Raw genomic sequence first — 15,926 nt, forward strand, 5'->3', positions numbered from 1 at the left:
ATCACCCCTAAAAAGGAGTGATCGCAATATAATTAAAATATGAAAAAAATTAGTCTCTGTTTTTTACCATGATCCAACCTGAGAACTTGACTGGGGTTTTGTTTTTGTTGTTTTCATTCCATGTTACAGAATACCAATAGCTTCCTGTAGGGACTTTTCTGCCGTTGGCGGTTCCGTCCCAAATGTATCGGTTGGTTTTGTCTCCTTGGTGAAGTTTCGAGCCGTATCTGTCGAAAACATTAAATGTCAAATCTATTTTTCCTGCTAAAGCTGAGTAATCGATATAATCATTTTGTCCGTCACCGTTTGGAGTGATTACATTGATTAAATTGGGTACCGTGATATTAACTTCAATTGGCTCGCAGTGGTAAACATCTCTTACATGAATTTTATGAATGCCTCTGGAAATTCCTGTAAAGACATTAGAATCTTGCCAATTTACATTGTCCAAAGAATATTGATAAGCAGGAGTTCCGCCATTCACATTGACAGTAATTGTGGTATTGGAAATATCAATAGAAGTTACAACCGGCTGTTCTGAAGCGTAAACTTTTACCGTTTGGGTAGCAATACAATCACCGCTTTTCAGTTTTACCCAATAAGTTCCTACCCCGACATTTGAGATTATTTGTGTCGTTGCGCCAGTGCTCCACTCATATCCGCTAAATCCTGGTCCTGCGTCTAAAGTAGTTTTATCTTCAATACAGATTACTTTATCAACCAAAACCGTAGAATATACTGGTGGAATTACAACTAAGGTTACTTTTGCCACCGAATAACATCCGGTTCCATTGATTACTTTTACATATACAACTCCATTTGGAGCCGTGTAAGTTGCAGGTGTGCCAATTTCATTCGTTCCATTTACAGCGTCCGTTAAAGATGGATAATATTTTTTTGTGGTACCGGGTTCTGTAGTTACGGGAGCATTTGGTAAATTAAATACTCCGAGTGATGGATTATTTGGTTCAAAGCAACTTCTCAGTGTAGCATCGTTTACAACAACTAATGGAGAAGTGTTTAGCGTTATAATTGCATTGTCTACACATCCTTGAGCAGTCGTTACTTTTACATGGACTGTTGTACCCTGAGCTGCTGGAAATGCGGGAAAGTTCATAATTTGATTTGTTCCGGCAATCAAATCTGCTAAAGTTGGATAATATTGTTTAGTAGCCCCGGCTAGTGTGGTTACTGCTGCATTATTTAAATTAAATATCCCAACGCCTGAGCCATTATTATTACATTCAGTCATAGATGCGTCAACGGCTTCAAACGGACTTGGATTTAAAATAATTCTTGCATCACCATTATCACATAGTGTGGAAGACGGATCTTTGATGACTACAGATATTGTGGTGTTTCCTGTGTATTGAAAGTTATTAGGCGTCGCAATAGGTGTAGAACTTCCTAAAACATAATAGGTAATAATATAGTTGCTGGGAACATTGACAAACTGTGATGCGTAAGAAGTTAAATCAACAAAACCATTTCCTGTAGAAGGATTTGTACAGACAAAAGGTGTGACTGTACTCTGCAAAATAGGTACTTTGTCGATGAAAATTTTAGCATTTTTAATGGAATGTCTTGCGCTCGCCGCTCCCGTTCCTGCTGAAAATCCGAAGAATCCGGTTGTCATCCCGATAGCTCCTCCGGAAGGTGCAAAAGATTGATTTGTAATTAAAACTCCATCTATTCTGATTTGAATAATCCAATTGTTGATATTAGCCGGATCAACCTGGCCATTTACTTCAACATGTTTGTAATTTGCTCCTACAAAAGGCTGTGTAGCCTGCAAATCCGGAGAGTGAAATGTACTTCCTGCGGCCACACTGTACTCAATATTTGGATTTCCGACAGGGGTATTGTTGGTTCCGTATAGAAGATGCACTTTGCTCATTTGCCCTTCGGTAGAATTGTTGAAGATGTCAAAAGCAACCATTAATCCGTTTGCATTTGCCGGGATCCCTAATCCTCCACCGGTTGTAAATGCTGTTGGCGGGTTAGAAAGATACCAAAACGTCAAACCATCACCTCTTCCATAAGCTGTTGTTCCGTTTCCGTCGATCCTGAAGTCAAATTCAACTTTCCATCTATCGCAATACTTTAAGTTGATGGCATTTGAAAGTTTTATGGCTCCAAACTGACCCGTCTGATCTGCAGTAAGTTGTACAAAGTCATTGGGAGCAGTTGCTGAAGGAACAATATCCCATCCTGTTGTAACGACGGGGTTTCCTATGAGCTGATACGTTTGGGCAGATGTGTTTTGAAAGAAGAATAAAAGAATTATTGAAAGATAAAATAGTAGTGTTTTCTTCATTTTATTAAATTGATTATGGTTATGTAATTGTTTTTATAAAATAATTGTGAAAATTTGTTTATAGGTGTGAAAAAATTTAAAACAAGAATAAAAGTTTATGTTATTTTGAATTATTGATCCGTGTTTGTATAAATTTCATTAAAAAGATCATTTGACTTATTTTTTTATGTAATTTTACTATTACAAAAAATCACTCCCATTAGGAGTGATTTTTATTCGAAAAGTTTATTCTCTGTTTTTTACAAGTACCCAGCCGGTGTATTTCGTATGGGTATTGTTTTTGTCATTTTCATTCCATGAAATGCTGTACCAGTAAGTTCCCGTTAAGATTTTTTTGCCACCGGAAGTTCCGTCCCATTTGAAATTTCTTAATTTATCGGCTTCATACTTTTTGTTTCCGTATCTGTCGTAAACAATGAAGGTCAAATTTTTCTTGTAAGCCAAAGCGGTGTAATCTATAAAATCATTTACATTATCACCATTCGGAGTAATAGCATTGATGAGATTTGGCACTGTAATCTGAACATCAACAGGCTCACAATTATAAAAATCTTTTACAAAAACTTTATTTTCACCTCTTGGAAGTCCTTTGAAAACATTAGAATCCTGCCAATTGATTCCATCTAAAGAATATCGATATGGTGCGGTTCCACCTGAAACGTTTACTGTAATTGTATTGTTGACAATGTCTATGCTTGAAACAACCGGATTTGTTGCCGCATTTACTCTTACTCTTTGTGTGTAGATGCAGTTTCCGGTTTTCAGTTGAACCCAATAGATTCCTACAGGCACGCCTTGTATTGATTGTGTAGTTGCGCCGGTGCTCCATTCATAAGCGTCAAAACCTGATCCTGCGTCTAATGTTGTCCTTTCATCTATGCAGATTGTTTTGTCTTTTAAAGTTGTTGATCTTACAGGTGGAAATACCTTTAAAGTAATTTTTTTGATGATAAAACAACTGCTGACATTAGAAGTGACCTTTACAAAAACTTCACCGTTTGTCGAAATGTAAGTTGTAGGATTTGTAATTTCGTTAGTTCCGCTTAAAGCGTTTGCTAATGTGGTATAAAACTTTTTAATGATATCCACTTCTGTTGTTACAGATGCATCCGTTAAATTAAATAATCCCTGCGTGGGACTGGTTTCAATAAAGCAAGCCTCCATTGCTGCGTCATTTACCACAGGTAACGGAAGGAAGCTTAAGGTAATTTCTGCGGTTCCTGTACATCCTTGAGGTGTTGTCACTTTTACATAAACAATTCCCGGAGCGGAAACATAAGCCGAAGGATTGGCAATTTCGTTGGTTCCTGCATTAAGGTCTGCTAAAGTTTTAAAATATTTTTTCTGAACACCTATAACGGGACTTACGTTCGCTGTCGTCAGGTTAAAAATTGCTGTCGCAGAATTGTTGTTATTACATTCTTGTATTGTTCTGTTGCTTGCGGTAAAGGGTTCTAAAGTCAGTTGAATTTTACCGTCCGGATTATCACAAAGCAATGCAGAATTGTCCTTCACTATTACATTAATCGTTGTATTTGCATTAAATTGATAATTGGTAGGATTGGCGATCGGTGTCGGGTTTCCAGAAACATAATAAGTGAATGTATAGTTTGCCGGATTATTCACAAACTGAGAATTGAAAGATGTTAAATTAACAGTTCCAAAACCTGTTGTAGGATTCGGGCATAATGATTGCGCAACAGTAGTTTGCAATAAAGTAACCTTATCCGTATATACTTTTACATTTTTGATCGAATGTCTTGCGCTTGCTGCTCCTGTAGATGCTGAAAAACCAAAATATCCCTGCGTCATTCCTACCGCAGCTCCTGAAGGTGCAAACGATTGATCAACTACCAAAACATTGTCTATTCTGATCTTAATAATCCAGTTGGCAAGATTGGCAGGATCTACTTCTCCGGTAACTTCAACGTGTTTGTAAGTGGCTCCCACAAAAGGTTGCGTAGAGATAAGATCCGGAGTGTGAAAAGTGCTGCCCGGTGTCATATTGTATTCAATATTGGAACCTGCCGTATTGTTGGTTCCGTAAAGCACATGTACTTTACTCATCTGGCCTTCTGTACTATTGTTGAAAATATCAAAACCAACCATAAGTCCTGTGGCGTTAGCTGGAATTCCCAGTCCTCCTCCCGTTACATAGGCTGCAGGCGGATTTGCAAGATACCAAAACGCAAAACCGTCACCATGTCCATAGCTTGTGGTTCCGTTTCCGTCGATTCTGAAATCAAATTCCACTCTCCACTTGTCGCAATACTTCAGATTTATAGGCGCGTTCAGTTTTATGCCTCCTACCTGACCTGTTTGGTCTGCGGTAAGCTGAATAAAATCTGTATTTACTGTTGCAGACGGAACAACATCCCAGCCAGTCGTGTTTACAGGGTTTCCTATAAGCTGATAAGTCTGAGAACGGAGTTTACCAGTAAAGCAAAGTAAGATAATCGAAAAATAAAACAGTAAATCTTTATTCATATACAATATACTTTTGTAATTTAAAGATGTAAATATATTAATTATCGAACAATAAATATTTATTCAGTGTTAAATAATTAAAAATAATTGATATTATTACAAATATATTGTTAAATGAAAATGAATAATTAAAATAATTAATCTGGATTTAGATTAAATTAAAATTAGAAGTGCTAAAATAAAGTGTTATTATCAAGATTTTCGAAATAAGAATCTATTTCGAGATTTGGAGAATTTGAGGCTTTTACAGCAAGCTGGTCACAAAGTTCGTTTTCAAAATGGCCGGCATGACCTTTTACCCAATGCATTTTGGGTTGATGCTGATTAAAAAGTATGATGAATCTTTTCCAGAGATCAGGGTTTTTTACATTTTTCCAGCCTCTTTTTATCCAGCCGGCGATCCAGTTTTGGTTGATCGCGTCCGAAACATATTTGCTGTCTGTATAAATATGAATATCATTTTCAGTAGATTTCAGCTTTTCTAAAGCGGTAATAACTGCCAAAAGTTCCATTCTGTTGTTGGTGGTTTTCCGAAAACCTTTAGAAAATGTTTTTTGATAATTTTTTTCGGAAACGCGCATGAGAATTCCGTAACCTCCTTTGCCGGGGTTTCCGCTGCAAGCACCGTCCGTGTATATTTCGATCTTCAAAATGTTTAGGTTTAGGCTAAATTTAAGGTTTAGATAAAAAATAATCTAAATCTCAACTTAAATTTTAAAAAGGAAAATCATCTTCATCATCAAGATCATTCATTGAAGATCCTGATAATTTTGGATTGTCCGGAAGGTCAAATGCGGCACCCGGCTGAATGGTTGTTTTTATTTTTTCAAAACCGCTTGGCTCGGCAGATTTTCCGCCTCCCGAAGGATATCCGTAACCGGAATTTCCATACAAATCCAGATCACTAAACTTCGCAATATTTTTCAAGAAAGAAAGCCTTACGTCGGCTGTTGCCCCATTTCTGTGCTTTGCGATAATAAGCTCGGCCTGATTCTCGGTTGAAGATTCCTGTCCTTCTTCATCATTATCCCAAACTGCAATTTTATAGTATTCGGGTCTGAAAATAAACGATACAATATCGGCATCCTGCTCAATCGCTCCGGATTCCCGAAGGTCGGAAAGCTGAGGCCTTTTCCCTGGACGGGTTTCCACACTTCTCGAAAGCTGGGAAAGTGCAATTACAGGAACATTTAATTCTTTTGCAATGGCTTTTAAAGAACGTGAAATCATCGCAATTTCCTGTTCACGGTTTCCTGCGCCTTTTCCGCCGCTGCTTGCGGTCATCAGCTGAAGATAATCGACCATGATGATCCTTACACCGTGTTGCATCACCAATCTTCGGCATTTTGCCCGAAAGTCGAAAATAGAAAGGGAAGGAGTTTCGTCAATATAAAGCGGAGCATTTTCTAATTCTGAAACGTTGGAAAACAGCCTTTGCCATTCTTCATCGCTCATTTGCCCTTTTCTTAATTTTTCTGAAGAAATGCCGGTTTCGGAAGCAATCATCCTTGTAATCAGCTGTACAGAAGCCATTTCCAGGGAGAATAAGGCCATCGGAATTTTGTGGCCAACGGCAATATTCCTGGCCATCGAAAGCAGAAAAGCAGTTTTCCCCATCGCCGGACGTGCAGCAATAATGATAAGGTCAGAATTTTGCCAGCCGCCGGTTTCTTTATCCAAATCAGTAAATCCTGAAGGAACTCCGGAAAGACCTTCTTTATCTTTTAGAGATTTTATCGTGTCAATAGCCTGTTTTACTAATGAGTTGGCCGTGTCAAAACCTTTTTTAATAGTTCCGTTGGTGATCTCAAAAAAAGACTGTTCGGCTTTATCTAAAAGCTCAAAAACGTCTGTTGATTCTTTATAAGAAGTATCGATCACGTTGGCTGAAACATTAATAAGGCTTCTCAAAATATATTTTTCAAGAATAACCCGAACGTGATATTCAATATGTGCGGAAGAGCTTACGCCCATCGTAAGTTCAATAATATAATGATCGCCGCCTGCAGAACTTAGTTTGTCGGTTTTTTTAAGCTCCTGAATAACCGTCATCAGATCGACAGGAAGATTTCCTTCATAAAGTTTTAGGATAACAGCAAAAATAACCGAATGTCGCGGGTCATAAAATACTTCAGGTGTCAGAAGATCAATAGAATGATCGAGCCCCTTTTTATCAATTAAAAAAGTACCAATCACCAATCTTTCAAAATCTATTGCATTGGGAGGCATTTTTCCATCTGCAATCGACAATTCTCTAGCAAAGTTGCCTTGTGTAAGAGATGATAATGTTTCTTTCTGCGCCATTGTGCAAAGATAGTTTATTTAAAAAATAATTTGAAAAGAGTAATTAATATTTATTGTTGATAACTATTAAAATTTCAGTATTGAAGGGCTTTTAAGTGATGTTAATAAAAAAATCGCTCCGTTGCTGAAGCGATTTTTTTTCATATGCTAAAAACTTATTCTCTGTTTTTTACCAATATCCATCCTGTGTATTTTGTCTGGGTATTGTTTTTGTCGTCTTCGTTCCAAGTGATGGAATACCAATAAGTTCCTGTTAAAATCTTTTTGCCTCCAGACGTACCGTTCCATTTGTAATTTCTTACTTTATCGGCTTCGTAAATTTTGTTTCCGTATCTGTCGTATACCGTGAATACAAGATTTTTCTTATAAGCTAATGCTGAGTAATCTACTTCATCATTTACATTGTCACCATTTGGAGTAATTGCGTTGACAAGATTCGGAACTGTTATCTGTACAGAAACAGGATCACAGTCAAAAGAATCTTTTAGATAAATTTTATTTTCTCCTCTTGGTAAATTTGTAAATACATTTGATTCCTGCCAAGTAATTCCGTCTAAAGAATACTGATACGGCGCCGTGCCTCCTGAAGCATTTACGGTAATTGTATTATTTGTAATATCCAGGCTTGCAATAACGGGCTGATTTGATGCCGTAACTTTTACTTCCTGTAAAGTAAAGCATTTCCCAGTTTGTAGTTTTACCCAATAACTTCCAACGGAAACTCCTTGTATCGACTGTGTCGTTGCGCCGGTACTCCATTCATAACCGTCGAATCCAGGGCCTGCATCTAAAGTTGTTCTGTCTTCGATACAAATAACTTTATCTTTCAGAACTGTAGATTTTACAGGAGGTAAAACTTTAAGTGTAATTTTTGTAATTGCAAAACAGCCGTTTGTATTGGTAACTCTTACATAAACATCAGTATCTGCTGTGATGTATATTGTAGGATTCGGGATTTGATTGGTTCCGGCTAAGGCGTTTGCCATCGTTGGATAGAATTTTTTTGTAATATCGCTTTGAGATGTAACATTAGCTGTTGTTAAATCAAAAGAGGCTTTAGTTATAACATTTTCAATAAAACATGATTCTAAAGTTGCAGGATTTAATACAACAACAGGATGGAATTTCAACGTTATTTCAGAATCGTCTGTACATCCTTCTACAGAAGTTACCTTTACATATATTGTTGTCGGTGCAGAAACATAAGCCGTAGGATTGGTGATTTCATTGGTTCCTGCATTGAGGTCATTAAGAGTTGGATAATATTTTTTAGTTGCGGTAGGATCTGCAAACACGTTGGCGGTGGTAAGATTAAAAGTTGCTGTGCCTGCACCATTATTATTACATTCTGTAAGTGTAGCATTATTAGCAACAATATTACCTTGTCTGAATTTGAACTCACCAGTTTGGAAACATCCGTTGATTGGATTATTTGGGTTAGTTGGATCCTGATATTTTAATCTGTAATAATAAACTGTAGTTCCGTTTATTGTAGTAACGGTAAGCGGATTATTTCCGGTAATGGCATCATTTGTTGTATCATGGTAAGTTACGGTAAATCCTGTATTTCCATTCAGAATATCAGCTGAAAGTGTAGTGAAATCGAACTGCATCGGAAGGGCGCATTTCAAAATTTCGTTTGGGTTACCGGGTGTAGCACTAGGTGTACCGGGTGTAATGAACGGATTTGGTGTAAGTGCCGGATCTGAAAAAGGTGACGTCAATGTAGCAGTTCCTTCCCATAATAAAGAAAATCCACTGTTTGGAGCACTGTCCCAGTTATCAATGACCAAGTAATAAGTTTCTCCTGCTATAACGTCCAAAAAGGCTTCAAAATACGGTGATCCACTTGGCACAAGTTCAAGACCTGTATTTCCGGTAGGAGATTCACCTGCGTAATTACATCTTAAAGGGACTCCAAAAACTTGGGAGCAAGGCAAGTTTGGACCATATACTGCAAAATCGTAATCAGTTGTATTGTCATCTGCATCAATTGTAAAAGCTAAGGTTCCCGAAGTTGCTACAGTAAAAGTATACCAAACGGAGAAGTTTTCATCGCTATTCAGACATCCGTTTGTATTTAAATCTTCCAATATATTTCCAGGACCAGATGGTGTATAGGATATATTAGAATTACCACAAACAGGAATTGCGCTAGGGCAATCCGATTGCGAATAATGTAATTGAAATATAATGAACGTGAAAAATAATAACAATTTTTTCATATACATAACTTTAAAGCAAATTTAAAATTTATAAATATCTATAAAAATAAAAAACCGCTTGTAAAACCGGCTTTTTATTTAACATATAAGAGTTTTTTATTCTCTGTTTTTCACCATTACCCAACCTGAAAATTTGATAGGTGTGCTGGTCTTATTGTTTTCATTCCAGGTAACAGAATACCAGTAAGTTCCTGTAGGTATTTTTTTGCCTGCTATGGTTCCGTCCCAAGTATAGTTGTTGGATTGGTCTGCCTGAAATATTTTTGTTCCATATCTGTCAAACACACTTAAAATCAAGTTTTTCTTATTTGACAACGCAGAATAGTTGATTGCATCATTGATGCCGTCTCCGTTTGGTGTGATCACATTCACAAGGTTTGGAACTACAATCTCAACTTCAATTGGCGTACAGTCATAAGCATCTTTTACATAAACCGTATAATCTCCTCTCGAAAGATTAGTAAATACATTGGAATCTTGCCAACTTGTCTCATCTAATGAATATTGATATGCTGGTGTGCCACCAACTACATTCACGGTAATCGTATTGTTGGAAATGTCAATATTTGAAACTACAGGCTGTTCCGTTGCATATACTTTTACATGCTGTGTAGAAGTACATTCTCCTGTTCTTAGTTTTACCCAGTAAGTACCAACGCCTATATCTGTAGCAACTTGTGTAGTTGCTCCGGTGCTCCATTCATATTCGTCAAAGCCGGGTCCTGCATCTAAAGTAGTTTTATCTTCAATACAGATAACTTTATCAACTAATACCGTAGAATAAACAGGCGCAATAACCACCAACGTTACCTTAGCTACCGTATAACATCCGTTTCCATTGGATACCCGTATAAAAACAACTCCACTTGGTGCAATGTAAGCATCGGGATTCTGAATTTCGTTGGTTTCATTAACTGCATCAGCTAATGAAGGATAATATTTTTTAGTAGTACCGGCTTGTGTCGTTACATTTGCAATCGTAAGATTAAATAATCCTGTTGAAGGGTTGGCTTCAATAAAGCAAGATCTTAATGTAGCTTCGGTTACTTCCACAACCGGGAAAAAGGCTAGTGTAATTTCAGCAATATCCGTACAGCCGAATGGCGTGGTTACCAATACAAAAACAGAACCTCCACCGGATACATATTGATAAGGGTTTGTAATTTCGTTGGTGCCAGCATTAAGATCATACATTGTCGGAAAATACTTTTTGGTAAAAGTAGGATCTAAAATGACATTGGCCGTGGTAAGATCAAAAACTGCCGTTCCAGTATTATTGTTGTTACATTCCGTGAGTGTATCGTCAGTTGCTACAATACTTCCGTCTTTAAATTTGAATTCGCCCGTTTGCTTACATTTGTTGATCGGATTATTCGGATTTGTAGGGTCGGTATATGAAATGCTGTAATAGTAAGTATCAGTTGTATTTACTGTAATAGGAGTTATAATAGGATTGTCTCCTGTTAAAAGATCATTGGTGTTTAAATGATAAGATACAGTAAAATTTGTATTACCATTAATAATTCCTGTTGTTAATGTGCTGAAATCAAATATAGCAGGATTTGCGCAAACTATAACTTCGTTTGGTTCGTTTGGATTTGCATTCGGTAAACCTGGTGCAATAAAGGGGTTCGTAATTAAAGAAGGGTCATTAAATGGTGACGCTAAAGTCGCAGTTCCTCCCCAGTTTAAAGAAAATCCGTCCGGACTGTTTGAAAAGTTATCAATAATTAAATAATAAGTTTCACCAGGAAGCACATTCATTGCGCTGCTAAACTGAGCCGGAGATCCTCCGCCTCCTCCATTAGGATCGGTAGCGATTAAATTCAATCCTGTAGGTCCGTCTGCTCCTGAATAATTACATCTTAAAGGGGGTCCGAAAACCAAAGCACAAGGTTGATTGGGGCCATACACTGCAAAATCATAATCATCGGCGAAAACGTTAGGATCGATTGTAAAGGTCAAAGTCCCGGCGGTAGCTATAGTAAATGTATACCAAACTGAGAAGTTTTCATCATCATTCAGGCATCCGTTTGGATCCAACTCTTCCAGAATATTTCCTGGTCCTGAAGGCGTATATGATATCCCAGAATTACCACAAACTGTAATAGCAGTCGGACAATCTGATTGTGCAAATGAAAATTGAGAAAATAATAATATAAAAATTAGGAGAGCTTTTTTCATTTCCGAAAAATTTTTGTTACAAATGTAATAAAATAATAGTGGATTGTATATTTTGTCGCTTCTTTTTTAATAAATGTTTATTTTTCTAATATTGCATTTTTCTCAACTTAGGATTTGTGCTTCCCACAATCAATGCGATGAGCAGTGTCATGCTTCCTCCAAATACCACCGAACGCACCACGCCCAGCAGTTTTGCAGCCAATCCGCTTTCAAACTGGCCCATTTCATTGCTCGACATGATGAAGATTGAATTTACGCTCAACACACGACCTCTGATATTGTCTGGAGTTTTGAGCTGAACAATCGTTCCGCGGATAACAACAGAAATTCCGTCTAGCATACCGCTCAATACCAAAAACATAAATGACAGCCAATAATAATGAGATAATCCAAATCCAATGATGCAAAGACCGAATCCTGCAACGACAAACAACAGTATTTTACCCTGATTTTTTCTTAAAGGAATAATAGATAATGTTGTAATAATGATCATCGAGCCGATATCTGATGCGGCATTCAGCAAACCGAAACCTTCAGCTCCCGACTTTAAAATGTCAGTCGCAAATACGGGAATCATCGCTACCGCTCCCCCAAAAAGTACCGCAAACATATCTAAGCATAAGGCTCCCAAAATCTCTTTTGTTTTAAAAATATAAGAAATCCCTTCGCGCATGCTTTCGAATACTTTTACATCTTCTTTTTTATATTCAGAATACTGTTTATTAATCTGCCAAAAAAACAATGAAGCTATTAAAATTAATGAAAGAATGACCACCAATGTCCATTTTACACCAAAGAAACCAATTAGAAATCCTCCGGCTGCATGGCCACAAACCGAAGAAATCAGGAAAGTTGCCTGGTTTAAAGTAATGGCATTAGGAAGATTTATTTGTTTAACGATTTTTGGAATCATCGAAGGAACAATAGGACCGATAAATGCTCTTGCAATTCCTGTAAAGAAAATGACGCCATATATATAATAGGTGATTTCGTGTCCTGAAAAATGAAGTTCGGTATTCATAAAAGCCGGAATCAACAGAAGGGCGATCAGAAAAACATAAGCATAATTGCATATAAGAAGGAGCCTTTTTTTTTCGTTCATATCAATCACGTGGCCTGCATATAAAGCGCAGCTCACGGCCGGAATTACCTCCGAAAGCCCGATCAAACCAATAGAAAAAGGATCCTTTGTAAGCTGATAAACCCACCAGCCGAGTAAAGTAGCCAGCATTCTGAAGGCCAAAACAATAAAAAATCTTCCGGTAAGAAGATTTCTGAACTCAACATTTTTTAATGTCTGAAGCGGGCTTAGAGAAATCATTTCACAAAAATAGCCCTAAAAATTAATTTAAGGCTATAGGTATTTCGTTATTTCAAAAGATAATTAAAATATCCCCTGAAAGATAAAATCTATTTTAGTCCGCTCTCAAAGAACTGATAACAATGGCAGCAACACCAGCTGCTCCAATCACGACTGCGCCTCCCGCAACTCTCGCTTTTGACCTGTCTTTTACAGATGCGATATTGGATTTTGGGATAATAACTTCTGTGCTGTCTTTTTTTCCGGCTGTGCCGATAATGTTGTCTCCATCCACATTACGGAATAATATTTTCTGTTTTTTTGAGCCATCTCTTGGCGTTACTACATAGATTTTACCGGCCTGAAGATTAGAATAATTATTTGTTGAAATATTTTCACTGTACTTTGTGGTAGCACAAGATGAAATGATAAATAAAGTCGTAAATAAGGCTGATTTTAAAAGTACAGGTGCTTTCATTATTATTTTTTAGTTTTCCAAATTTATAATTTTTTTTGAATATATGTTTTCAGAACGGAGAAAATGTATTTAAATTTTATAAATCTTTAATAAATCTGCCACTTTTCTGTCATTTGCCAATCTTGGAATTTTGTTTTGGCCGCCCAGTTTGCCTTGAGATTTTGCATATTCCTGAAATGCATTTTTAGATAGCTTGCTGATTTTTAATTTTTGCAAAATATTTCCGGAAATCAAGTCATCATAATAAGTATTGCGTTTTCTGAGCTGATCGTCGAGTTCACTTTTAAATAAATCCATGTTTTCGGGCTCTTTTTCAAACTCGATAAACCATTCGTGATAAGGCAAACCTTCTTCAGGATTTACCTCAGGAGCCAAATGAAATTCTGTAATCTGCGCAGAATATTTCTCCAAAGTAGCTTTCAGAGCTTCTTCCACTTCAAATGCAATCACATGTTCTCCAAATGCTGAAGTGAAATGTTTCGTTCTTCCGCTTACCAGAATGCGATGCGGATTTTTATCAATAAATCTTACAACATCACCAATAGAATATGCCCATAATCCTGAATTTGTCGTTAAAACTAAAGCATAATCTTTATTTAGTTCAGTATCTTTTAAGGTTAATCTTTTCTGATTAGGTTTTCCAAATTCTTCCAAAGGGATAAATTCATAAAAAATTCCGTGATTGGTCAAAAGCAAAAGACCTTCTTTGGTATAATCATCTTGAAAAGCAAAAAATCCTTCCGATGCGGGAAATGTCTGCACAATATCTACTTTTCCGCCCAAAAGATCTTCCATTTTTTCGCGGTAAGGTTCATAATTGACTCCGCCCGTTACGATCAATTGAAGATTTGGGAAAAGCTGTTTAATTCTTTTCCCGTTTTTCTCGATCAGTTTTTCAAAATACATGATCAGCCAAGGCGGAATTCCCGAAATCAAAGTCATATTTTCTTTTTCGGTTTCCTCAACGATTTTATCGACTTTTGCTTCCCAATCTTCCATCATATTGGTTTCCCAGCTTGGCAAACGGTTTTTTTGAAGATAATTTGGAATATGATGCGCTACAATTCCTGAAAGCCTTCCGGTTTTTATCCCGAAAACTTCTTCCAATTCGGGGCTTCCTTGCAGGAAAATCATTTTTCCGTTGACAAAATTGGCATTTCCTTTTTTTGAAATATAATGAAACAAAGCACTTTGCGCGCCTGCAACCTGATACGGCATCCCTTCCTTAGAAATAGGAATATATTTGGAACCGGAAGTTGTGCCCGATGTTTTTGCAAAATACTCCGGAGTTTCTGTCCAAAGAATATTGCGTTGTCCTCGTTTTACTTTTTCAATATATGGTTTAAGGTCTTCATAATCTGCAATCGGAACGTTTCTCTGAAAATCTTCCAAAGAATGAATGTTCTCAAACTGATGTTCTCTTCCGAAAAGTGTTTTTTCAGCAGTTTTCACTAATGACAAAAGGAGTTTTTCCTGATTTTTTTCTGCATTTTGCTTAAAATCATCAGCTTTTTGTACATGTTTTTTTGCCCAGATTAATGCGGCTTTTTTCTTGAAGAAGTTTAACATGCTTCAAATTTATAAATAAGTAAAGAATTGTATCAAATATTTTAAAATTTAAACTAAAAAAAGCGATGAATATTAGTGAGAAATTATTTGTTTTCTTTATACCTTTTATCGGGAGTTCCGTCTTTTTTTAGCGTTTTATTTCCTTTGTATCGCTTGTCGGGAGTTCCATCTTTCTTCATTTTAGCTACAGGTTTTGCAGTTTCAGCTTTGGTTGCTTTCACTGTTTTTGTAGTTCTTTGAACAGTGCTTTTTGTTGTCGGAAGAGTTTGTTGAGCGGTTGCAAAGCCTAATCCTAAAACAATTGACATTGCTGTAATAATTTTTTTCATAAGAAATTGTTTGTTTAAGTAAAGTTATAGAAAAAGGCAAAACAAAATATCTTTTCCAAAATAATTAATTAAGAATAAAAAAAACCTGCTTCCAAAAGGAAACAGGTTCAAGTTAATTATGAATAGTTGGTTGGTTATCTTGTACAATTGGCGGTCCAAGTTTTACCGTCTTTTGTGTAAAAAATTTCTAAATCATTATTATCAATTCTGATAAGTGTAGTTGCGGTAGAACCCACGTTTATTAAGGTATTGTCACCTTGCTTTTGGAATTCTATACCGTTCAGATCCGGAATACTGTTTGAAAATCTAAAATTGTATTTTGTATTGCTTGCAATTTTGGTTACAAAAACTTCACCGTTATTTTCAGAAATGTTGGTAGAACCGTCGGTATAAGAGATATTACCTTTATACGTTCCTGCAAAAAAATCATTGTCTGCAGGATCGTCGTCGTCGCTGCATGATGTGAATGAAACTGCTGTGAAAATGACCAGCATAAAAATTCCTAAAATCTTGATTACATTTTTCATAATATTATTTGTTTAAGGTTTATGAAAATTATTTCTCAAACTCTGTGCCGTATATGAATTACTACTTTATTTTAACTCTTTTTTAGAAGTATTTTAACAAATTGTAATTATGTGCTTCTTTGCGTTTTTAAACTCTTTAAAGAAATAACACTTACCTTTGTCACAAATTAAAAACGGTTTCGGAGATCTCCCGAAATCGCTTTTGT

General features: G+C 36.5%; 11 protein-coding genes. All 11 read right to left on the bottom strand.

All coding sequences use genetic code 11. From position 1 onward, the window contains the following. Positions 1–49: 49 nt before the first annotated feature. The 11 genes from AC6CHK_RS02770 to AC6CHK_RS02820 all read right to left on the bottom strand — a co-directional run bounded on the left by AC6CHK_RS02770 (position 50) and on the right by AC6CHK_RS02820 (position 15,720). Positions 50–2,317: an FIDD domain-containing protein gene (locus tag AC6CHK_RS02770; protein ID WP_498093333.1), complete on the bottom strand. Its 2,268-nt coding sequence runs from the start codon at positions 2,315–2,317 to the stop codon at positions 50–52. 225 nt (positions 2,318–2,542) lie between these two features. Then, positions 2,543–4,804 (bottom strand): FIDD domain-containing protein, encoded by a 2,262-nt coding sequence (locus AC6CHK_RS02775; protein WP_498093335.1) that lies wholly within the window; start codon positions 4,802–4,804, stop codon positions 2,543–2,545. Between the two features lie 173 nt (positions 4,805–4,977). Beyond that, positions 4,978–5,454, bottom strand: coding sequence for a ribonuclease HI (gene rnhA / locus AC6CHK_RS02780; RefSeq protein ID WP_498093337.1), 477 nt, complete (start codon positions 5,452–5,454; stop codon positions 4,978–4,980). Between the two features lie 64 nt (positions 5,455–5,518). Next, positions 5,519–7,108, bottom strand: a complete 1,590-nt coding sequence (gene dnaB / locus AC6CHK_RS02785) for a replicative DNA helicase (RefSeq protein WP_498093339.1) — start codon at positions 7,106–7,108, stop codon at positions 5,519–5,521. Between the two features lie 155 nt (positions 7,109–7,263). Continuing rightward, positions 7,264–9,333, bottom strand: a complete 2,070-nt coding sequence (locus AC6CHK_RS02790; RefSeq protein WP_498093341.1) for an FIDD domain-containing protein — start codon at positions 9,331–9,333, stop codon at positions 7,264–7,266. Positions 9,334–9,429: 96 nt separating this feature from the next. Beyond that, positions 9,430–11,517 carry an FIDD domain-containing protein gene (locus AC6CHK_RS02795; protein WP_498093343.1) on the bottom strand — a complete coding sequence of 696 codons (2,088 nt, stop codon included), beginning with the start codon at positions 11,515–11,517 and terminating at the stop codon, positions 9,430–9,432. An 85-nt stretch (positions 11,518–11,602) separates the two neighbouring features. Beyond that, a complete protein-coding gene (locus AC6CHK_RS02800; protein WP_498093345.1) occupies positions 11,603–12,838 on the bottom strand; it encodes an MFS transporter in 1,236 nt (411 codons plus the stop codon). 94 nt (positions 12,839–12,932) lie between these two features. Next, positions 12,933–13,295, bottom strand: coding sequence for a hypothetical protein (locus AC6CHK_RS02805; protein ID WP_498093346.1), 363 nt, complete (start codon positions 13,293–13,295; stop codon positions 12,933–12,935). 69 nt (positions 13,296–13,364) lie between these two features. Next, positions 13,365–14,864, bottom strand: a complete 1,500-nt coding sequence (locus tag AC6CHK_RS02810) for a GH3 auxin-responsive promoter family protein (protein WP_498093348.1) — start codon at positions 14,862–14,864, stop codon at positions 13,365–13,367. Between the two features lie 83 nt (positions 14,865–14,947). Continuing rightward, on the bottom strand, positions 14,948–15,193 hold the full coding sequence (locus AC6CHK_RS02815; protein WP_498093350.1) for a hypothetical protein: 246 nt from the start codon (positions 15,191–15,193) through the stop codon (positions 14,948–14,950). Between the two features lie 134 nt (positions 15,194–15,327). Further along, positions 15,328–15,720 carry a hypothetical protein gene (locus AC6CHK_RS02820; RefSeq protein WP_498093352.1) on the bottom strand — a complete coding sequence of 131 codons (393 nt, stop codon included), beginning with the start codon at positions 15,718–15,720 and terminating at the stop codon, positions 15,328–15,330. Positions 15,721–15,926: the final 206 nt, after the last annotated feature.

It is taken from the genome of Chryseobacterium sp. GQ58 (assembly GCF_059758895.1).